Source organism: Niabella sp. ZPM-14 (assembly GCF_055693045.2).
In genome coordinates, this window is record NZ_CM181148.1 from 2,403,270 (window position 1) to 2,423,738 (window position 20,469).

Here is a 20,469-nt window from a genome sequence, read left to right on the forward strand (position 1 = left end):
GCCTGATCCGGTCTTTCGGGTAGGGTCAGATGCGTATTTAAATCTTCCTTTTTATCTGGTATAACCCACCTGGAATAAATTTCGATCTAAAGGCATCTGTGGCATAAAACTTATGCGCCCACCCCAGCCAGAGATCGGGTGCATAACATTTATCCTGGGCGTTGTTTCAAATTTTTTCATGCTGCGAAAGGGATGGAGCCGGATCATATGTGCCCATAAGAGCGATATTTCATGCCGGTCTTTATGGCTTTAGCAGCCCGGCACTCATTCCTGGCGCCGGTAGCGCCTCTGATCCGATGATTGGATTGGTGCTTGCGCACGGAAACGGTCAGACGGAGACCGTCAGACCGGGTTAGCTGGGATTGCTTCGTTTCGCTTTGAATGAGGATATTATTTTGAAATGTTTTGCTGAATAATATTCAAAAGGTTCAACAACTTCCTGCTCTGCGTGCTTTGCCAACAAATGTTTGCGCACTCCTTTGCCGTAAAAAATCACATAAAAAGAAAAAATGTTATGCACCCAAGAGATCATTCTCTGACGCTCATTCAAAAATTTTAATGTACGTTTGCCGCCTTAAAAAATGTTGGCACTGACACATACCAAAAAGGCATTACGCTTCACACACTGGAGCCGTAAGTCGTATGCCGCTTTTTTAAGCATTGGCAAGCATGTCACCATCGGTAATCTTAAATTGATTGTGGCCGACACGCTCCTGGGCAAGCAACGAAACTCTGTTACTACTGCTGTCGAAATGCCGCTATCGAACAGCGAGGCAGTTGAAGCTGTGGATGACCCGCCGGAGGCGCTCGCAGATCCGGAACAGGCTTTATTGATGGCAGTACCTCAAACGATTCGTTGCGAAAAGGAATATTATTATTCACCTTTTAATACCTCATTAATGGCTGATAGCATTTGTTGCTATCGGCCATTTTTTATTGTAACCCTTAAAACAATTTTCAAAATGAAGAAAGGCTTTATCACCTGGATGGGCTTTGGAACATTAGCACTCACCACGCAGACTGCTACCGCACAAACCACTCTTGACCCCGTAACCGTCACCTCATCGCTTTCAGAAAAAAGGATATCAGAAACCGGGAGAAATATCACGATCGTAAAAGGAGAAGATATTCTGAAACTACCGGTTCACTCATTAGATGAGCTGCTCAAATATATTCCCGGCGTGGAAGTGCAAAGCCGCGGACCACAAGGCGCCCAAAGCGATATCAGCATTCGCGGAGGCACATACCAACAGGTATTGGTCATATTGGATGGTCTGAGGCTGAACGATCCTAACACCGGCCATTTTTCTGCATACATCCCGGTAACACCCGCACAGATTGACCGGATTGAAGTATTGAAAGGCGCGTCTGCAGCCATTTACGGCTCTGACGCAGTGGGCGGCGTGATCAACGTTATTACTAAATCTTACAACCCTGCTGATCAAAAAACTACAAGCAACATCAGCGGCCAAATCAGCGCCGGCGAATACAACCTGGTCAACACCAACGTGGGCGGCTTTATTCAAAGAGGCCGGCTCAGCGTAGATGCCGGGCTTTTGTCGAATCATTCGACAGGCGTGCAACAGCGGGGCACCCGCGGATTCTTTCATAATACTACGGCATCCGTGGGGATCAATTATAAGCTGAACGACTACTGGAACGTGTCAGCGCGGACGGCTTATGACAACAGGGACTTTGCCGCCCAAAACTTTTATACCACTTTCGCTTCAGACACTGCTTCAGAACAGGTGAAAAGCTGGTGGCATCAGGCCAGAGTAAGTTATGAAAAGCAGCGCACGAAGCTGAGCCTGGACGCCGGTTACAAGACACTGAAGGATGAATATGCTTTTAATAGCGCTTCAGTACCCAATCAGAATACTTCCAACATTTTCCAGACCTTACTCTTGTACCAACAGGGCCTTACAGACAATAGCGCCCTGATTGCCGGTTTCAATTATCAGAACAGGGCAATTGCTTCTAATGACCGGGGCAACCATACCTTAAACACAGCTGCGCCATTTATCAGCCTCTCACAAAAACTGGGGAGCTATCTCACCCTGTTACCGTCGGTGCGGGTCGAACTGATCGGTAACAACAAAGCAGAGTGGCTGCCACAACTGAGCACTTCCCTGCATTTTTCTAACTTACAATTCAGGGCAAGCGGCGGCAGGACGATCCGCGATGCTGACTTTACGGAGCGTTACAATAACTATAACAAAAGCATGGTCCTCGGCGGCAGTGTCGGTAATCCCTGGCTGATACCGGAAGTATCCTGGAATTATGAAGTTGGCGCCGATTGGTTTTATCAATCCGCCTTCCGGGTGTCATCGACTTTCTTTCAACGCTTCCATTCCAGGTTGATCGATTGGGTCGCGACGCGTTACGCAGACATGCCGCGACAGGTGAACCTGGATGAAAACGGCTCCTTCGCTCTGGCTAAAAATATCGCCGAGGTGAACACGACCGGATTCGAAACTGACCTGCAATACCTCTATGAGCCAGATAGCCGGCAAAAGCTGATCCTGAACGGAGGTCTTGTTTGGCTCTACAGCAAAAGCAGCGAGGTCAACCCTTCCTTTTATATATCCTCTCACGCAAGGTTCCTCTCAAATTTTAATGTGCAATATGAACTGCATAACTTGTCTCTGAGTCTCAGCGGGATTTATAAAACGCGCGCTCCTCAACAAGCCAGCCCGATTAACGCTTATGTGGGCAAAGATTACTTTTTGATGAATGGCCGCGTAGGTTATGGATTGCTTCAAAAAAGGCTGCGCCTGTTTGTGCAGGTAGATAATCTCTTCGATCGAACCTACAGTGATCTCCTGGGCGCGGCTATGCCGGGCAGGTGGCTGCAGGGTGGCATCAGCTTCAACTTAGGCCAATAAGATGCTTCAATAAAAAAAGCCGGCAAGTTGCCGGCTTTTTTTATATCTTAAATGATCTTAAAATCTTTTCTTTTTGAAATTGCTGTTACCGTTTCCGTTTCCATTACGGCGGTTATTATTATTATTGTTGTTGTTATTAGAACTGTTCCCATTGCGTTGTTGCTGGAACTTATTGCGCTTGCCAAAATTGCTCTTGGTATTCTCCTGCTGCATGCGGTAGGCTTTAACATACGGCGTGTTAGTAAATTCTAACTGGCCGTCTGTTATGCTGTTCAACTCGCTTTGGATAGCATCATCATGCACCACTTCCTTATGCCAGTTGTTATACGCCAACTTCATGTAATAAGCAATAGCGTTGGCAAAGCCCTGGCGCTTCTCGGGATCTTGCTCCGCCAGCGCTTTATCAATGATATCCTCCAGGTTTTTGCCCAGGTGAGAAAATCTCGAGGAACGCTTGGGATAAGGCAGCGGTTGAGGCTTGGCCTTAAGCGTCTCACGTGTGGGAACGGGATAAGGCGATTCCACATCGATCTTAAAATCGGCTATTAAATATAAATGGTCCCACAGCTTGTGCCTGAAATCTTCTACATTCTTTAAGTGCGGATTCAAAAAGCCCATCAGCTCAATCACAGCTTCTGTGTTCTTTTGACGGCGCTCAGGATCTTCGATCGTTAATATATGTTCCACCATTTTCTGTACATGTCGCCCATACTCGCGCATCGCCAGGTGGTTTCTTGTTGTATTATATTCCATAAAAACTTTTGGTAAATAATAGTATCTGCAATTTACTTCTTGTGTGGTGTTATACCTTTGAAGCTATTTAGCAAAGATATAGGAAAAACGCTTTATTTATACCAATGGCCATAATATTAGATGCAGGCACATATTCGCGAGAGACACTCCTGGGACACCTGGAAACAACGCTGTTTGCCCGCATAGCACGCAGCTTGCCAGAAAGCGAATTCCTGTATCCTGCCTCAACTTTACCCGGACATTCCCTCCCTGATAACCTTATTGCAACTGAATTTCCTACGGTGGGCGGACTTTTCGGCCGGTCAAAGACCGAAAAATGGTTAAAGGGGAAAAATGCTTCTGCCTGGATCAGCTTCCAAAGAGCCCTCAAAACCTCCATTCCCCTGCAGCAGGTGTTTGTTGTTCATAGCGCAGAAGGCCTTAAACGTCAGAAAGATATAGAGAAAGCCCAGGTGATCGGCCTTACCCCGGGCGGGCTACAGCAAAAACTTGCGGAGCGATATCCTGTAGCGATCCATAAAGTTATGCCCCTGGAAGGATTATTACTGAACACCGAAGCCCCCGCCCATCTGCAAAGCATCAAGCATGAACTGACCGATGATAAAGAATATTTTATTACCGCTGATTACCAGTTGACTACCAGCAAATTGACGACTTTGCTAAAAGGATTTTCAGGCTTTAAACGAATGCAGCAAAGCAATTGGAAACTCGTCATCGTCATCCGACCCGCAGACAGCGTCGCAAAAGCGGAGGCCGAAGCCCTTTTATCGAATTATAAGTACAGAAACGATGTAGTGATCACGGGCACGGATCAGCTGGAAGCTAAAATCTCTGATGCCTATGCCCTGGTGAGCTGTAGTGCAGAAGAGGTCTTTCCCGTAGCCATCGCCGAGGCCATACGATTGAAAACGCCTGTGATTGCTGTGAAAACGGATACGGTGAACGCCTTATTTGGCGATGCCGTAGTCTACGTCAAAGAAATGAACAGCGACTCTTTTGGGGAAATGCTGATGATGATTTACAAAGGCGAAACGTTCCGTAAGAACCTGGTAAAGCAAATGGAATCCGGCCGTTGGAAGGAGCTGGCGGCTACCGCATCGACCCGGATCCGGCAGCTTTTGCTTCAATAGACCTGCCACCTTCTCCGATCGCCTCTTTTAACAATCACGGAGCGCATTTGCATAAGTGCCTATCATTTTTATTTCGCTCTGCAGGGTTTACGAACAAATCTCTACACACTTTGCGATATAAATCAATAAAGGAAAAATGTTAAGCCCTTACACAAGACCGGCCCGGCTTCGAAGGTATAATTACTTACTTTTGCGGCGGAAACCGGTGATTTTTCTGGCTAAAACAGACCGATAAAAAGCCGGCATCCCGGAGCAGCAACGATCATGGAGTGGCGCTTGAAATTTTCGGGCCTCATGATATGGGTCTGTTAGACCGGTATCAACACTTGGGGTCAAATCAATTAAATATTTAAGATGAAAAAATCGACGATAACAATAGACGTACAAATGGATGAGAACCGCGTTCCCGATGCGATACATTGGAGCGCTACCGAAAGCACTGCCGACCGCGCGCAAAAAGCAAAAGCAATGATGGTGTCTTTCTGGGATGGGGCGGATAAAGCCGCGCTGCGCATCGATCTCTGGACCAAAGACATGATGATTGACGAGATGGCCGATTTTTTTTATCAGACGCTGATGACCATGGCAGACACTTACGGACGAGCGACCAAATACGCCGATCAGGTTACAGATATGAAAACCTTTGCTAAAGACTTTTATAAAAAATTCCAGGCCAAACAATTAGAGCAAAACAAAGCAGGATAACCTGAATGCTGTTGATGGTTGGTGGAATATCATTGAACAAGCGCCAACCATCCGACACAATCTGCATCGATGAAACTTAAAGACCTTATCATTTTTGAAAACGACAGCATCGTCGCGTTGAATAAACCGGCAGGCATGTTGTCGATCCCGGACCGTGAAGGAAAGGAAATCAGTCTGAAAGATCTCCTGAAGGAGCGATATCCGGACATCTTTACGGTGCATCGCCTGGATAAGGAAACCAGCGGGCTGATCATCTTTGCAAAAACAGCGGAGGCGCATAAGCATTATAGTCTCCAGTTCGAAGAACGAAAAACAGTAAAAATATATGTGGGTCTGGTCCTGGGCACTCCCGCCCGGACAGAGGGAAGCATTGATGCGCCCATTGCCGAAAATATGACCAAACGCGGCACCATGCTGATACACAAACGAGGCAAAACCGCGCTAACTGACTACAAGCTGCTAAAATCACTCAAAAGGTATAGCTGGATGCAGTTTCGCATCCACACCGGGCGAACACACCAGATACGGGTACACGCCAAAGAGATCGGGCATCCGTTGGTGGGTGACCCCATTTACGGAGATGGCAACCCGATTCTCCTTTCTGCATTTAAAAGTAAGTTTAAACTAAGCAAAGACGTGCTCGAAGAAAAGCCTTTGCTCGACCGGCTGGCCTTGCACGCCTACCAGTTAACCATCTCGGACGAAGACGGAAAACTGCTGGAGCTCGAAGCACCGCTACCAAAAGACCTGCGCGTGACCGTCTTGCAGCTGGAGAAATACAGCTAACTGATATCCTCGGACAAAAGCCTCTTTTTCAGAAAGATAAACACGATTTTCTGTGCGACAACATTTTACTGACCATCAAATTGTAACCTAATTTTGATGATCAAACTAAAATGCATGCACTATGAAAAACCGTTTCATCTGGGCTTTCTTGCCCATTATCCTGCTTTTTACTTCGTGTACAAAAAATATAAATGAATCTGATATCAGCGAAACATCGGAGACTGTGCCCAGATATGCAGGAGACAACCAATATGACTTGCTGGGATATGGATATGATGTTACCGGCCGTTTTGCTAATTCGGAGTCGGCCAAACTGCAGGTCGTCAACATTCAAAAATTTATCGCGCAAAATCCGGCTGACTATGATCTGAACACCAATGTTGAGCAATACTTCGACTACTACGTCGGTGGTAACGCTTTGGAGTATTCTTCCAGCCTGGCACAGAAATATAAACTGAATGCAAACGTCAAGAAATTCAAAGGCGAGCTTAATTTATCTTTCAATTCTTCAGATTCTTATTCGTCCAAATATGGTTATGCCAGCGGGTATATGAAGATCAAACAAAAGCGCCTGAGGATTTTTGCTTTGACCCAAAACCTGCGGGACAACTATCTCACGCCAACGTTTACCTCTGATATTAATACGCTCAACCCCGAACAGCTTATCAATAAATACGGCACGCATGTACTCACCAATATTACATTAGGCGCCAAATTAGAAATCAATTATCGCACAGAAACCGGCAAATTGGATAGAAAAAGGGCAGTCCAGGTGGGGCTTTCCGCAAACGGAGCGTTGAAGATATTCGGGATAGATATCGGTGCCGGCGTGTCGGGCGATGTCAATAGCGACCGTTCAGAAGCCAGTTCCAATTACAACCAGACCTTGTTTTATAGAACTGTTGGCGGCGATGGTACAAAAGGTCTTGTCGGCTCCATTAACCTGGATAATTCTCCTTCTCAGATTTCGATCAGCAACTGGCAGAGTTCATGCACGCGCGAGAACGCCGCATTAATAGAGATTGATCCGGATGGGCTGATCCCCTTGGAAGATCTGATCGCTGATGCTGTAAAAAAGGAGGCTGTAAGAGCCGCTATAGAACAATATCAAAAGAACAGAGAAGTTAAAGTATGGGACGAATCATCGCCCGTTCATGCGTACTATCACGCAGGAATGAATGTGTTCAGGTATGAATTTTATGCGCCCGGGGACTCCAAGCTTCCTTCTTTTTTGAAAGATGGAAGCTGGACTTATAAAGGCATTTATTTTAATGCTTTTAAATATAAAGCGCCGGGCACGGCGCCGATCTACGAGTATTGGGCGCCATCCACAAATGATTGCAGCTGGTGGCCGACATCAACTATGGCCGATAATTATTGGAAAGGGGGAGGCATCAAATGGTATGGCTTCGTTGGGAGCTGGCCCACCAACACAGTTCCCGTATACGGCTTTTACCACCATAAATCGAGGCGCTCTCATTTCCTGGGAACTAATATTAATAGTCCCGCACAGCCAAATGAATGGACAAACGAGGGGGTTGTTTTTTATGCGCCGAAGTAGGCGGAGATTAGTTGATAACTAAAAATGGCCATCTGATTGGCCGCTCCATCACCGCGTCTGACCGTCCCGGTCTGACGCATTTTTTAAATTACTCCCGCGATAATGTTTGTTGTGTCTACAAAAATGAATCGGGAATTAACACAACTGTTAAACGGTCCATCAATCGAGTGTTTCAATCTTAGATGCATTTGCGCCGGTTTAGCCAGGTGTATTTACAAGTTGTATCAATTCTTCCCACTGCTCAAAGATGCGGTCGGGATTGAAGGCCTGCATGTCTTTGTGCGCACAGGCACCCAAACGGCTCCTGGTGTTAGGCTCGCAAATCAGTTTTTCTAAATATCGAACCATGTCTGCTTGATCCCCGGCTAAAAGGCCGTTTTTCTGATGTTGTATAAGTTCATTGACTCCAGAACAATTTTCAAAGCCTAAAGCGGGCAGCCCTACAGACATAGCTTCCGTTAACGCTAACGGGAAGCCTTCAAATTTGCTCGGGAAAATAAATATATCTCCTTTTGCCAGCTCCTGCAATGGATGATCGGTAAAGCCCATCAGAAAAGCCCGTTGCTCCAGGCCTGAACGTTTAACCTGTTCTTGTAATAACTTATCATCCCGACCCACGCCCCAGAAGAATAAATCCCAGTCGCGGTACTTTTCAGCAAGTTCAGCAAAAGCTTCTATTGCGATATGTTGTTGCTTGCAATTCGTAACCAGGGAGCCGATATGGATAATCTTGTATCGCTCCTTTTTTTTGAGATGGTTGATGATCTGTTCTGTATCTGTTGCAGGAACGGGGTTAGAGATCACCCTAAACTTCCCGTGAAAGGTGTCTGGCAGAAAATCTATATAGCTTTCAAAAAGGACCTGTATGGCGGTTAACTGCTTATAAGCTTCTTTCAGGCATATCATGTCATGGACTTCTCGAAACCAAAGTATATCCGCGTAATCATAATCTGGTCGACCGTTGGTCGAATTAATAATCGGAACCGAATAGCTATTTTCATCGATATATCCAATAGTGAGCCAATAGACATCGTTATGATAACGTCCGGACGACATCTTTCAATGTATTGTTTCCAGCACTGCGAGCGATGCCTGAGATTATATTTATACAAGCCCTCCTTACCACCAGCCTGCCAATAAAGGAGCCTGTTGCACATTTTTACATATTTCTTTACAGCTTTGTGTTGCAGCCACGAAAAGGGATTTTTCCCTTTGTATATCTTGGGTATTTTAGCGTGCTTCTGAGGTGTGGTCGAACTATAGATATTGGTCACTTTCACTGCTTCTTCGAGCGGGAACACCGGCGCCCCTTGCACGTTTTCATTAGTAACAATTTCTACCTGGTGCCCGGCTCGCGAAAATCTGTTCGCCAGAAAAGTGCACACTTTCTCTGTACCGCCTGATCCATTAATAAAGCCAATAGTTTGTATGATCAGAATCTTCACTGTGGTAACTTTTCACGAATATGTTTTCTTAAGCGCTGTTTTATGGGATTAATGAATATCAGCTTGGTGATAAACATGTAACATTTTACTACTCTCTTTCTTCTTTTGGTCCAGTTGAAATAAAATGCATCAAATTCTGCGTGTGTATTTGATTTCAAAAGACTTCTGAAAAGTGGATGCAGTGTTTTTTCATCGCTGTCATTCAGATGAGGTGCCACGTGTTTTACCATGAACTTTCTAATAAGATCATACAAACGAGCCCTTTGACTGGCGTCTAACGGCATGGACCGGTACCGCAATTCAAATGGCTCATGTTCGATGAACAGTGCCAGGTGCCGCGCGTGTGACTGAAACAACTGATGCTTCGTATAAAACGCTTCCAATATCTCAAACCATCGAGGGATCTGACGCAACACAGCTTCTGTATTCTCGTTTATTTTGGTGTTATTTTGATCAGGATGTTTTCGATAATGATATACACCGTCGGGATTGATCGCTAACCGATCAGTTAACGCGAGTAACTGGTGCGAAAAAAGGCCATCCTCGCAGGGTTGAATACCCGCAGGAAACCTCACATCCGGACGCTGCCGCAGGAAGTCCATTTTTATCATTTGCGCACACGTAGGAAGCGACTGCACGTGTGGCAAACGGCGCATATAATACTCTCCGATAAGAGCGATGTCGGCATTAGCCGTTTTCATTGCATTATAAGAAGTACTTAAAAAGGCGCTATCGATCGTATCATCAGCGTCCATGAAAAACACATATGCTCCCCGGGCCTCAACCAGCCCGTTATTACGTGCTACCGATACACCGAAATTTTGCTGCGAGATGAACTTCACCCTGCTATCACGTTGTTGATAGGATTCGCAGATAGACGCGGAGTTGTCTGTACTCCCGTCGTCCACCAATATGATTTCGATATCAGTAAGGTCCTGGTCTAAAATGCTTTGTATAGTCTCTGGTAAAAAAGCCGCTGTGTTATAAACGGGAACAATCACAGAAACAGTGATCGGATCTGACGCAGTTGACATTAGGTTGTAAGCTTGTTTTGGTATATAAGAAATCAAATATATAATATTTTGCGATTATCGCGGGCGAATCAAAATGTCCACCTGAAATTTTTACCTTTCACGTCTCATTGTATGATTAGAATCGCTTGCGGCATTCATCCTACGAACCTCCGCCCATCTCGCGCTTAACGCTGATTGCTGAACGACTTTAGAAGTATTTTGACCTTCCAAACAATACTTATGTTGCCATAAACCTATAATTTCGTTACAGATGGACCTCTAAGAGTCGGTTAGATATATCATGCAGCGTTAGATGTGACAATCAAGAAGCTAAGAGGCATTAATACTTAATTATTTAAAGCCTTAGTGGTTTTAATAATAGATTAAGATGGACGAAGAGCGTTATCATCGGGCTGTTTCAACTTACTATCACTATTTATAAGACCATACTCAGTATGGAAGCAGATCAATAATGAATAAAAAGAAAATACTGTTCTTTATGCCAGATTCCCCCACACGGCGGGATCATGGCAACAGGACCCATGTAATGCAGATGCTGGAATATTTTAACAGCCGGCCTGAATTTTTTAAACTCGACTACATGGCTATGAAAGAATGGACATCGTGGACGGATGTTGATGAGAAAGCATTTCATGAAGCTTTCCCAAACTTTGGATTGATACTGGGCCGTAAGAGAATGTCCAAAGAGAATAAGCTGAAGTACCTTTTTGGATGTAAACTGCCCAACGTCATCCGAAAAAACAAACAGCCCTATAACCAACATCTTATCGATGACTATACAACTTTTCGGTTACAAAATGATTTCAACCGGCAGTTGCAGCAGGAGCAATATGACCTGATCATCATCAGCTATGTTATGTGGGCCCGACTGATAGAAAACAACCCACATGTGAAAAACGCCACACTGATAATAGATACACACGATTTTATGACCGGGCAATTTCAAAATCGTCCCGGTTTTCAATTGGGGAAAACCTTTGAAAGGGAAATACAGTTACTATCGCTCTTCGATGAAGTATGGTCACAATCTTACGATGAAAAGTATCTCTTTAGCCAATTCGTAAAGGGTAAACATAGAATTATACCCATCATGTATCCCGAAAATTACAAGGTAAAGACAAATACCGCTCCTCCAAAGTATGACATTATCTACGTCGGCAGCGACAATCTTCAAAATCAGAAATCAATGAAATGGTTTTTCGAAGAAGTGTACCCCCTGTTGTCTAAGGATATCAAAATATGTATCATAGGGCTTATCTGCAACTATGTCGCCGATTATCCCAATGTAGAAAAGCATCTTTTTATTTCCGATCTAAGCGACTCGTACAACAATGCAAAGGTGGCTATATGCCCCATGTTAGGCGGCACCGGTATAAAGGTCAAGGTCGTGGAAGCAATGTCTTTCGGACTACCCATCGTCTGCACTTTAAGAGGTTTGGACGGATTGCCGGTGAAAGAGGAATGTGGATGCGTCCTGGCTGAAGATGCCGGGCAGTTTGCCCATCAAATAAGCAAGCTGTTAACGGACGAAGGCCACCACAAAAAGACTTCCGATAATGCCATCGAAACCTTTAATAGATTTTTCACGAAAAAGAAATGTTATCAATACCTCGATAATATCTTCGGCGTCCCGCAGGAAGCAGCTTCGGTTTAAGTAAAGTGATGTCCAATTTTTGTTTAACAGACAAGAAGCCGTAAACGCCACAGTACCATCATTGCTCCGGCGTTTCTTCATAGAGCCAAAAAATTAATCAACACCTGAATGAAAGGACGTTTAATCATAGTCATCCCGTACCACTTTGAATTCTATAAATGCTTCAAAGAAAATATGGAGCAGGCCGGTTATGACTTGTCCTTAGTGTTCCTCACAGATACACCTTTCAAATACAAAAGTGTTTTTCAAAAAATATATAACCTCTTCCAAAAGACATTTTTCAAAAACAAGAAATATAAAGAAGCGCTTCGCGTAAAACATAGCAGTGACTTACTCATAAAGGAGCTGGCAACGATACAGGATACCGTAGATCATACACTGGTTATAAGAGCTGATTTTTTGAACGCAACAGCGATTACTCAATTGAGAAAAAAGAGTAAACAGCTTATTGCTTACCAATGGGACGGATATAAACGGTCAGCGGCTGCGGAAAATTTAATCCATCTGTTTGACCGCTTTTTCGTGTTCGATAGTGACGACTATCACCGCTACAGCAGGCGCTTTGCCAATATTTACTTTATTACAAACTTTTATCTGGATTATGAAGCAAAGAGCGATGTCAGCGATGGAACCGTTTTCTTTATCGGCAGATATCTGGAAGACCGGCAGAGCGCCATTACTGCCATAGCCCGGTTCTTTAAGGAGCACCATATCAAAACCAACATCAATATTGTTACCCATTCAAGAAGCATCAAAGAAAAAATTGCATCTGATGATATTCATGTTATCGGGCATGTCCTTCCCTACCGAGCCATGCTTTCGATGGTAAAGGCCGCCTCTTACATCCTGGATTTTGAAAACGCCGAGCAAAAAGGATTGACTTTTCGGGTATTTGAATCTTTGTATTTTGAAAAGAAATTAATCACCAATAATAAGTTGGTATATGATTACGATTTCTACCATCCCCATAACATTTTTGTCTGGAACGAAAATAATATCAATGACTTAGCCGCGTTCTTACATACTCCCTATCACAGAATAGACAACACCATTGTGAAAAAATACTCGATGACGAATTGGATGAAAAACATAACCGGCGATCGGCCCTACGTCGAAATACAAGACCCTCAAAATAGTTAACAATTCGTTATACTGATTACCGGCCTTCCCTCCGTTATAAAGTGATGTACCTTTTAGGGAGATCATCCGGACACCCGGCCGGACTTTTTCTTTAGACTGAGGCAAAAAGACCTATCCCGGAATTATTTTAAATCCCGAATGTTGCGGAGTTGATAATGTTCACGTTAACAATAGGGCAACACCAGAGAATAAGCAAAAAATAAGATATCCATGAGCAAACTAAAGATCTTGTATTTTATGCCGGAGCCCGCGACAAGAAGAAATCACGGCAACAGAACGCATACAATACAACTGCTCGAATATTTCAACAGCCGCTCAGCATCCTTCGACATAGATTATATGGCCCCAAAAGAATGGGAGCAGTGGGATGAAACAGATGAGGCTGACTTTCAAAAGTCCTTTCCCGCCTTTGGCCTGGTACTGGCGAGCCAGCAGGTTGTTAAAAAAAATAAGTTACAGTTCTTTTTAAATTGGAAACTGCCAAAGAAGCTCAGGAAAAACAACGATGTTTACGATCAGAACCTTATCGATGACTACACAACTGTCAAGCTGCAGTCAGATTTTAATAAATCGCTGCGGCGCAAGAAATATGACATAATAATAATCAGCTATGTGACATGGGCACGCCTGGTGGACAGTAATCCCAACGTTAAAAATGCCAGGTTAATCATTGACACCCATGATTTCATGACTGCCCAGTTCAAACATCGAAAAGGTTTTAAATTGGGACAGGTCTTCGAAAGAGAAATCCAGTTGTTGTCCCTCTTCGATGAAGTATGGTCCCAATCTTATGATGAACAATATTTGTTCAGTCAATTCGTTCCCGGAGCGCACCGCGTAATACCAATCATGTATGACAAGAATCACCAGGAAGTGCTCGAACGTTATCATACAGCACCATATGACCTTATCTATGTGGCAAGTGACAATCCCAACAATCAAAATTCCTGCAAATGGTTCTTTGAGCAGGTGTACCCCAATTTACCTGCAGACATCAGGATCTGTGTAGTGGGCCCCATCAGCCGTTACACACCTGACCTTCCCAATGTTGAAAAGCATATTTTCGTGCCGGATCTGCGTGATGTGTACAGTAAAGCCCGAGTAGCTATCTGCCCGATGTTGGAAGGAACTGGTATCAAGGTAAAAGTGGTAGAGGCGATCTCCTTCGGGCTGCCCATTGTATGTACTTTAAGAGGGCTGGATGGATTGCCTGTTAAAACAGATAATGGTTGTTTGTTGGGCAACACGCCGCAAGCTTTTACCGATCATATTTCACGGTTATTAGGAGATGAAGCTTACTACCGTAAAAATTCCAATGATGGGATCAGGATGTTTAGTAAGTTTTTTGAGAAGGAAAAATGTTACCAATACCTGGACGAAGTATTTGATATTAAAACCAACCAAGTCAAAGTCGGCCAAACTGAAGCAATGGCCGCAAGCACGTAAGACCACTTTTTTTATAATGACCTGAACCTCGATGACCTTTATAACAGCCCCTAAGTCATGAATGAAAACGCAGTAGTCGTCATACCAATATACAAACCACAGATCGATAAAGACGAACAAAGATCACTGAGACAGTGTTTCCGGATACTAGGCAAGCACCCCATCGTCTTTATTAAATCCGATCAGCTCGATATTTCTTTTTACGAACCTCTGATAGAAGGCCATCCTTTTCAGGTAGAATGTTTCGACGAGCAATTCTTTTCAGATATCAGGGGCTATAACAGGCTGATGCTGTCCCGGGAATTTTACAGCCGGTTCCTGAAGTACCGGTATTTGCTTATTTATCAATTGGATGCTTTTGTATTCAGCGATCAGCTGGATTATTGGTGCGCACAGGGATACGATTACATTGGGGCTCCGTGGATAGAGCCGTATAAGCTGGCGCGGCATATACAAGCTTTTGTTCATCATAAACTAAATCTAAAGCAAAAGGACAACATTTCTCCCAGCCCTTTACAATTTTATAACCGCGTAGGCAACGGTGGATTTTCGCTTCGTAAAGTGAAAAAATTGTTCGATATATGTGGCTCCCACAAAAAGACAATCGATTTTTACAACCAACACAACGAGAATCATTTCTTTAATGAAGATGTTTTTTGGTCGGCAGAAGTAAACAGGCGTCGGAAACATTTGGCCATTCCTGGTTACAAAACCGCGATCCGCTTCGCTATGGAACAGGAACCGGGGTTGGCGCTTTCTCTCACGAAGGGGCAGTTACCATTTGGCATGCATGCAGCCCATGTCTATCCCGATATTTGGAAGCCGATCTTAGAGAAAGAAACAGAACTTATATAAAGTTTTATCTTTATTTTTTTTATACATGATCTAATGAAGCATAGTATTGCAATAATTACGTTTTTATGTCCCTATCCGGTTTCGGATGGTGGCCGCTTTGGAGTGTTCAGCTTCGTTAACGATGTTCGCAACCTGTTTGATGTAACACTGATCTTTAAAGTTCCGCGAAGCGAAGAGCAGAATGTGGAAGCATTGAAAAAACTATGGCCTGATGTGGATGTGCAGCCCGTCTACACCAATAATTCCATAAAAAGCAACGCAGTACGGCAAAAAGAGCCGCTGCTTAAAAAGCTCTTCCTGCCTATCAGGATGGCGAAATATAAAAGAAGGGCGAAAAAAGAGCCCTTTCAAAAAAAGATCGTTCATGGCTTATACCCGTTCATTCCGGCAGAACGGGAGCTGCTCGATTTTTTAGACCGACTGTTTCGTCGTAAAAAATTTGACATCGTTCAGGTAGAGTATAGCGATCTGCTAAACCTGGTTCATATTATTCCCGAAGGAACCAAGAAAGTATTCTTTCAACATGAAAACCGGTATTCCATCCTGGAAGACTATTTTGCTCTAAATAAGGATGATGGGTTATATGCATCTTATATAGTTAACACAGCACGGTTTACCGAAGTCGGGCTGATGAATCAATACGATCGTATACTGATCCTGAACCGCAACGATCAGGCGCGATTGAGTAAGGACATTCCCCTGGAAAAATTGCAGGTAATGCCCACCTCGGTGCCGGATTCACTGATCCCTAAATGCACGCCCACGGCCAGTGCTGATAAGCTGGTCTTCATGGGTTCGCAGGAGCATCACCCGAATATGGATGCCATCAAGTGGTTCTCCGAGGAAATGCTGGATAAAACGATCAAACAGACCGGGCTTGAATTGTATGTGACGGGAAAATGGAAAGATATTTTCAGACACCAGCATCCGCGTGTTCATTTCACCGGCTTCGTGGATGATATTGCCGACGTATTGCAGGGCGGAATTTTGATAGCTCCTATCCGGCTGGGCGGTGGGGGCATCCGGATAAAAATATTGCAAGCTATGGCTTGTGGCGTTCCGGTTGTGGCCACCTCATTGATCACCAACGGGATGGAGGGTTTAGAACATGGTAAAAATATCTTTATTGCAGATACAGAGGAAGCGTTTATAGCAGCGATCAAAACGCTCGCCAAAAATAATGATGTCTATACTACAGTGAGCAAGAACGGCATGGCCCTGATCGATCAATATTATGGACAAAAAGCAGCGATTAAAACCAAAGAAAGGATCTTTGCCGAATTGCTGAATGAACAAGCGACAACCGCTTAGCGTCCTGTTTCTTTAAGAGTAGCCATTAACCACCTGAGCATGGAAACTTTTCTGATAAACTGAGGATAGGCCTTCATTAATTTTCGCAGATAGCCCGGATAGAAAAAAAGCGGGAAAAACCGGTAAACAGTATCCGGGCGTTTTAGGATGTCGGCGCCATTTTCGAGCGCGTACAAAATATAATTATCATCCAAAAATTCCGCTCTGTTATACTCGGTGTGAGCAAAGGATTGCAGCTTATATTTAATTTTCTCTACACCGCCCAGATATGAAAAGTGCCAGCCTGCGTTAGCAAGCGGCTCGTAAGTGTTCCGATTATCCCTGAGATGCTGACAGGAATGTTCATTAAAATATTTCCCTGACGCTACAACCGTCCCATTCCATAAGCGTTCGGCACCTACATTCCTGCAGTTCATAAAATAATAATGAAACTGCATAGACAGCGCTCTTGGCTGCGGTACGGCCCGTAGTGAATGCACCAGCGAAGGGTTCGGGATCTCATCAAGATCGCCGACAAAAACAAGATCATCTTCTTCCACCTTCATGGCACCCTTTATTGCATTGCGCTGTTGGTTCTCTAACACCCAGGATCCGTCATTGAGATCATGCACGGTGGTGTCTTTAAAGACCAGCCCTTCTACCATTTGTTCTAAAGGATAATAAATGATCTTATCACTCCACTTTTTAAAGCGATCCCTGGATTGAAGGAAATAATATGGTTTTGATTTGCCCGAATGCGATAGGTTAGACTCAACGATTACAAAATAGTCCATCACGTCGTCCAATAGCCTGAGTCGAAACTCCAAAAGGTCCAGTTCGTTAAAAAAAGTAAAGCAATCAAAGGTCCTCATAAAAGTAGTCTCATGTAAAATTCTCTACTAAAGTAGGGATATTTATCCGCACTGCCTATGATGTAATAACTTCATCGTATAAGCTCCAATATCTTTTCGCAGCGACATCCCAGTCAAATTGCCGGGCCCAGGAAATGAGTTCTTCACGGGCGGAGTGGTCAATATCGCGGTTGAGAAATTCGGTAGCTGTTTTCGTAACAGACTCAGGCTCCATGCCTTCAAAATAAAATGCATGGGGACCGCCTACTTCCGGTAGAGAGGTTGCCCGGGAAAGTATCACCGGTGTGCCCAATTGCATGGCTTCAATCACCGGCAGACCAAACCCTTCGGCTAATGAAGGGAAGCAAAAAGCAGCACAGTTTTTAAACAGCCAGTATTTCTCATCCTCGCTCACCGCGCCGATCATCTTTACCCGGTGCTCCACGCCCAACGAACGGGCTTCGCTCAGAATTTTATTGTGATAGGCCTGGCTCTGCGTGATGCCGGCAATGACCAGGTCATAATCATTGTCCACCAGCATGGCCGCCAATACATGGAAGTTCTTTTTATCGGTGATCGTACCGATGCTGAAAAAGAAAGGCCGGTCTCCGATGGCATCCGGCTTGACATAGTTCGGACATTTGGGAATATTGCGGCCGTTATAGATCACCTTGATCTCCTTGTCCCTCACATCCAGGTGCTCCAGTACCTGTTCTTTTACGAAATTGGAAATGGTCACCACCGCGTTGGACCGATCAACGAGGCGTTGCATTTTCTGCAGGTATTTGTCCTGCTTGCCTTTCGTTTTCCCCTGGTGCAGAAAATTGAGATCATGAATGGTAGATACCACTTTAACCTTGCTCCGGGCCGGAGGCAGATAGTTAGTGCCCTGGTAAGTACAATGCCAAAGATCGTAGTCGCTGACACGCTTGGGAAAAAATTTATGTAAATGATTTTGGATGATGTATTCCTGGTCTTCTCCAAAGATGCCCCGCTCCTTTTCAGGAACATAAAAAGAAATATGATGTTCTGTCTGCTGCCGGATCAAAGCAGTGCCCAGCTCTTTACAGAAGTAGTAAAGACCTGTATAAGCATACTTCATTCTTTCGCAATCAAAAATAATCTGTTTACTCACGTATTGGTTTAATGGTTTAAAAACGAACCGTACCTACGGGGCCGAAGCGGCCGACAAATATCGGGACCCTTCGGAAAAAATTAACCTTTAGGAAGACGCCGTATCTCTACAGAGTGCAACTCTTATTATGTTAAGATTCCCCCCACAGCAGCGTTAAACATATTTATCCATGCCATTCTCGGCTTTAACGATTTTACCGTTGATCACCTTGTCCAGACGGTTTCTGTTTCCCTCTTCAAAATCCCTGCTCACGAGGGAATGGTTGAGGTGATAGCAGATCCCGCCAAATTTTAAAAATCTTTTCCTGATGCCCGCATTCAGCAACCGTATCGCAATATCATTATCCTCGAGCCCCCAGCCCACAAAGCTTTCATCATAACCGTTGACCAACAGCAGGTCTTTCCTCCAGAATGCCATATTACAGCCCTTTACATAGTATTTATTTTTTCCACCGTTCTTATAATAGTGGGCAAACAAATGCTGCAACAAAGGCATACGTATGCCGTTTATCTTGTTGCTGTTTTGAATGGCTGTACGTAGGTCATGCGTATTATGTTGTTGTTGAATCAGGCTATCCGTCATCTTTTGAGAGAGCAACACTCGGCTGCCCGTGGCAAAATGCTTCGGCCGGGCAAACCGCACATGGTCTTTCACAAAGTCTTTATGAAGAATGACGTCCCCGTCAATCTGAATAATATAATCCTTATCCGTGCTTGCAATTCCCTTATTTCTGATCTTCGCCAGTTGGAAGCCATTGTCAGGTTGCCACACGTGCCGGATCGGGATCCTTATCCTTTTTGCCAGGTCATCCAGAAGGTTTTTGGTAGCTTCAGTCGATCCGTCGTCACAGACGATGATCTCTCCGGGTAAGACACTTTGATTACTCGCGCTTTGCACACATAAGTGCAAGGCCTCCGGCCAGTTGTAGGTTGATATTAAAAGCGCGGTAGTAAACATCCGGGTCTACATTGAAAGATTTTTTTAAAAATAGTCAGAAATCATCAACTACGGCCAAATAATTGTCTGGTAGTTAACAGCTTTTAACAGGGACTCCTGCCCCCAGTGTCGGCTCCTTGTAATAAATTTGTAGCTATGACCAATTTCATCCCGATATTTCCTTTACACATTGTCGTGTTTCCGGGCGAAGAACTTAATCTTCACATTTTCGAGCCAAGGTACAAGCAATTGATCACCGAATGTGTGGAGCAGAAAAAGCCATTTGGCATTCCTGCCGTCATCGATAATGATCTGAAAGAATATGGCTCCCTGATCTATGTTAGCAAGATCGCTCAGACCTATACCAACGGCGAGATGGATATCAACACCAGAGGCGAAAAAATTTTCCGGATACTCGAAGTGGTAAAAGATATTCCCGATAAATTATATTCGGGCGCTATCGTAAATTACCCGCACAACGAAATGAACGGCAACAAGCAGGTAATGCAATCACTGATCCGCAAAATGCAGGACCTGCATGCCAGCCTGGACGTAAAAAAGGACTTTCACAAACCAGATCCGGATCTGACCTCTTATGATATTGCACACCATTCCGGTCTTACCCTGCAACAGGAATATGAATTTCTGCAACTGACCCAGGAGCGGCAAAGGCAGGAATACCTCAAAAGGCATTTCGACGCCACATTACCGGCCCTGGAAGAGATGAAACAGCTGCGGCATAAGATCCAGATGAACGGCCATTTCAAAAACCTCGAAGGGTTCGATGTAAAGTGACATAAGCGTTTAAGGCCCTTGGTCAACCATTGATCGAAAAGCCCGCGGCGACGAACTATTAACTATCC

At 44.4% G+C, this 20,469-nt stretch carries 17 protein-coding genes; 11 read left to right on the forward strand and 6 right to left on the reverse strand.

From position 1 onward, the window contains the following. Window positions 1–581: 581 nt before the first annotated feature. Entirely contained in the window at window positions 582–2,885 is a 2,304-nt protein-coding gene (locus ACU37H_RS10150; RefSeq protein WP_472701634.1) for a TonB-dependent receptor plug domain-containing protein, read from the forward strand. A gap of 57 nt (window positions 2,886–2,942) precedes the next feature. Here the strand turns inward: ACU37H_RS10150 and ACU37H_RS10155 are convergent, their stop codons facing one another. Beyond that, complete coding sequence (locus ACU37H_RS10155; RefSeq protein WP_472701633.1) at window positions 2,943–3,638, reverse strand: DUF4290 domain-containing protein; 696 nt, start codon at window positions 3,636–3,638, stop codon at window positions 2,943–2,945. Window positions 3,639–3,742: 104 nt separating this feature from the next. On the opposite strand from ACU37H_RS10155, the gene ACU37H_RS10160 reads away from it, so the two are divergent. The 4 genes from ACU37H_RS10160 (at window position 3,743) to ACU37H_RS10175 (ending at window position 7,820) form a co-directional block, all read left to right on the forward strand. Beyond that, a complete protein-coding gene (locus tag ACU37H_RS10160) occupies window positions 3,743–4,768 on the forward strand; it encodes a glycosyltransferase (RefSeq protein ID WP_472701632.1) in 1,026 nt (341 codons plus the stop codon). A gap of 354 nt (window positions 4,769–5,122) precedes the next feature. Beyond that, the gene (gene gldC, locus ACU37H_RS10165) at window positions 5,123–5,473 is read left to right on the forward strand and encodes a gliding motility protein GldC (protein WP_472701631.1); all 351 of its coding nucleotides are present in this window, start codon (window positions 5,123–5,125) and stop codon (window positions 5,471–5,473) included. A gap of 69 nt (window positions 5,474–5,542) precedes the next feature. Next, on the forward strand, window positions 5,543–6,259 hold the full coding sequence (locus ACU37H_RS10170) for an RluA family pseudouridine synthase (RefSeq protein ID WP_494407535.1): 717 nt from the start codon (window positions 5,543–5,545) through the stop codon (window positions 6,257–6,259). A 121-nt stretch (window positions 6,260–6,380) separates the two neighbouring features. Further along, entirely contained in the window at window positions 6,381–7,820 is a 1,440-nt protein-coding gene (locus ACU37H_RS10175) for an MAC/perforin domain-containing protein (protein WP_472701630.1), read from the forward strand. 198 nt (window positions 7,821–8,018) lie between these two features. Here the strand turns inward: ACU37H_RS10175 and ACU37H_RS10180 are convergent, their stop codons facing one another. Next, window positions 8,019–8,876: a glycosyltransferase gene (locus ACU37H_RS10180; protein WP_472701629.1), complete on the reverse strand. Its 858-nt coding sequence runs from the start codon at window positions 8,874–8,876 to the stop codon at window positions 8,019–8,021. Between the two features lie 385 nt (window positions 8,877–9,261). After that, a complete protein-coding gene (locus tag ACU37H_RS10185; protein WP_472701628.1) occupies window positions 9,262–10,299 on the reverse strand; it encodes a glycosyltransferase family 2 protein in 1,038 nt (345 codons plus the stop codon). A 478-nt stretch (window positions 10,300–10,777) separates the two neighbouring features. On the opposite strand from ACU37H_RS10185, the gene ACU37H_RS10190 reads away from it, so the two are divergent. The 5 genes from ACU37H_RS10190 (at window position 10,778) to ACU37H_RS10210 (ending at window position 16,705) form a co-directional block, all read left to right on the forward strand. Beyond that, a complete protein-coding gene (locus ACU37H_RS10190) occupies window positions 10,778–11,953 on the forward strand; it encodes a glycosyltransferase (protein WP_472701627.1) in 1,176 nt (391 codons plus the stop codon). 108 nt (window positions 11,954–12,061) lie between these two features. Further along, window positions 12,062–13,093, forward strand: a complete 1,032-nt coding sequence (locus ACU37H_RS10195) for a WaaS/CpsH family glycosyltransferase (RefSeq protein ID WP_472701626.1) — start codon at window positions 12,062–12,064, stop codon at window positions 13,091–13,093. 210 nt (window positions 13,094–13,303) lie between these two features. Then, window positions 13,304–14,539 carry a glycosyltransferase gene (locus tag ACU37H_RS10200; RefSeq protein ID WP_472701625.1) on the forward strand — a complete coding sequence of 412 codons (1,236 nt, stop codon included), beginning with the start codon at window positions 13,304–13,306 and terminating at the stop codon, window positions 14,537–14,539. 57 nt (window positions 14,540–14,596) lie between these two features. Continuing rightward, complete coding sequence (locus ACU37H_RS10205; RefSeq protein WP_472701624.1) at window positions 14,597–15,394, forward strand: DUF5672 family protein; 798 nt, start codon at window positions 14,597–14,599, stop codon at window positions 15,392–15,394. A 33-nt stretch (window positions 15,395–15,427) separates the two neighbouring features. Further along, a complete protein-coding gene (locus tag ACU37H_RS10210; RefSeq protein WP_472701623.1) occupies window positions 15,428–16,705 on the forward strand; it encodes a glycosyltransferase in 1,278 nt (425 codons plus the stop codon). Here ACU37H_RS10210 and ACU37H_RS10215 read toward each other — a convergent pair. From ACU37H_RS10215 to ACU37H_RS10225, 3 genes are all read right to left on the reverse strand, one after another. Continuing rightward, entirely contained in the window at window positions 16,702–17,556 is an 855-nt protein-coding gene (locus tag ACU37H_RS10215; protein WP_472701622.1) for a glycosyltransferase family 17 protein, read from the reverse strand. The genes ACU37H_RS10210 and ACU37H_RS10215 overlap by 4 nt on opposite strands. 55 nt (window positions 17,557–17,611) lie before the next feature. Further along, window positions 17,612–18,670, reverse strand: a complete 1,059-nt coding sequence (locus ACU37H_RS10220) for a glycosyltransferase family 4 protein (RefSeq protein ID WP_472701621.1) — start codon at window positions 18,668–18,670, stop codon at window positions 17,612–17,614. 153 nt (window positions 18,671–18,823) lie between these two features. Further along, window positions 18,824–19,627: a glycosyltransferase family 2 protein gene (locus ACU37H_RS10225; protein WP_472701620.1), complete on the reverse strand. Its 804-nt coding sequence runs from the start codon at window positions 19,625–19,627 to the stop codon at window positions 18,824–18,826. A gap of 135 nt (window positions 19,628–19,762) precedes the next feature. Between ACU37H_RS10225 and ACU37H_RS10230 the strand changes: the two genes are divergently transcribed. Continuing rightward, window positions 19,763–20,401 carry an LON peptidase substrate-binding domain-containing protein gene (locus ACU37H_RS10230; RefSeq protein WP_472701619.1) on the forward strand — a complete coding sequence of 213 codons (639 nt, stop codon included), beginning with the start codon at window positions 19,763–19,765 and terminating at the stop codon, window positions 20,399–20,401. Window positions 20,402–20,469 lie beyond the last annotated feature (68 nt).